General features: G+C 58.5%; 2 protein-coding genes. Both read left to right on the top strand.

Annotated elements, in window-relative coordinates; all coding sequences use genetic code 11:
• Nucleotides 1-165: 165 nt before the first annotated feature.
• Nucleotides 166-1,352 (top strand): IS3-like element ISGxy1 family transposase gene (locus tag CFR80_RS17960; RefSeq protein WP_110096423.1). Its coding sequence is split into 2 segments (ribosomal slippage): nt 166-424 and nt 424-1,352, totalling 1,188 coding nucleotides; the frame shifts between segments, so codons are not numbered across the junction.
• Nucleotides 1,353-1,364: 12 nt separating this feature from the next.
• Nucleotides 1,365-1,715 (top strand): IS66 family transposase (locus CFR80_RS17955; RefSeq protein ID WP_146221714.1); only part of this gene is annotated, 351 nt, incomplete at its 3' end.

Here is a 1,715-nt window from a genome sequence, read left to right as displayed (position 1 = left end):
TGGAATTATGTGCGTGATGATGGTCCATTTGGTGGGCCAGCACCGCCAGCCGTCTGGTTCCGGTATTCCCGGGACCGCAAGGGCGAACATCCCACGGACAGAGGCGGTCCCCATTTTTCGGACAGGACGATAAGCTATAATCCGACCTGAGAGAGGACGGGTTTTATGGGTAAGGTTACGCGCAAGAGGTATGCGGCGGAGTTCAAATCACGGGTTGCCCTGGAAGCGATCCGTGGGGAACTGACGCTGGCGGAACTGGTTTCGAAACATGGGGTGCATCAGACGATGATCGCCCAGTGGAAACGGCAGGCGATCGAGGGGATGGCGGCCACCTTTTCCGGGAAAGCGACGTCTGAGCCCCCGGTCAGCCCTGCTGATGTGGAGAAACTGCACGCGAAGATAGGCGAGCTTCTCGTGGAACGGGATTTTTTACGCGATGCCTCTGCTCGGTTGGGCGTGATCAGAGGCGGCAGATGATTGACCCGAAGCGAGCGCGTCTGCCGATAATTCGGCAATGCACACTGCTGCGACTCAACCGGTCGGGCGTCTACTATCGGTCTGTGCCACAGAGTGAGGCCAATCTGGAGTTGATGCGGCTGATCGACGCCCAGTTCCTGGAAAGGCCGTATTATGGCTCGCGGCAGATGACATGGCATCTGCGCCGCCTGGGACATGAAGTGGGGCGCAAACGCGTCCGCCGGCTCATGGCGATCATGGGCCTGCGGGCGATCTACCAGAAGCCACGCACGAGTGTGCCCCATCCGGAGCATCGGAAATATCCATATCTGCTGCGGGATCTGGTCATTGATCGACCTAACCAGGTCTGGTGTTCCGATATCACATATATTCCCATGAAACGGGGATTTCTCTATCTCGTGGCGATCATGGACTGGTTCACGCGCAAGGTGCTGTCCTGGCGTCTGTCGAACACGATGGACGCGGAGTTCTGTATTGAGGCACTTCGGGATGCGCTGATGCGTTACGGCACCCCGGAGATTTTCAACACGGACCAGGGCTCACAATTCACGACGCCCCGTTTTACCGGTATCCTGGAAGAACGTCAGATCCGCATTAGCATGGACGGGCGTGGGCGCTGGCTGGACAACGTGTTCATCGAGCGTCTGTGGCGGTCGTTGAAATACGAATGTGTCTACCTGCACGCATTTGAGACCGGATCAGAACTTCGAGTGGGGCTCACGAAATGGATCACCCATTATAACGGGCAACGTCCCCATACGGCCCTGGCTGGACGAACGCCTGATGAGGCGTATCATGGCGCGCCGACGCCATCTGGTCCGGCGTTAACCCCGGACCAGATGGCCAACAGCAACGCCGTCAGAATGGCGGCATAACAACAACCGGGTATAGCTTATTCAAACCCAAAAACTGTCCGAACAGACGGGTCCACCTCTGACCATCTCACCGGCTGGACCGGCATTCTGCAGTCAGACGCCTATGCGGGTTATAATACTCTGGCGAAACCGGGACGCCAACCCGCGCCGGTTGTCTCCGCCGGATGCTGGGCCCACGGACGCAGAGGGCTGTTCAAAATCGCCGAGAGGGACAAGGCGCCCCTCGCCATAGAGGCAGTAGGCAGGATCGACGCCATATTCCAAGCCGAGCGCACCATCAACGGTACGCCCCCAGAACATCGGCTGGCAGTCCGTCAAACAGACATAGCCCCTCTGGTCGACGATCTGTTCGACTGGATGCGG

It is taken from the genome of Komagataeibacter oboediens (genome assembly GCF_003207815.1).
Lineage (GTDB): Bacteria > Pseudomonadota > Alphaproteobacteria > Acetobacterales > Acetobacteraceae > Komagataeibacter > Komagataeibacter oboediens.
The sequence above is the reverse complement of the archived record's forward strand: the minus strand, read 5'-3'. Positions and strand labels throughout refer to the sequence as shown.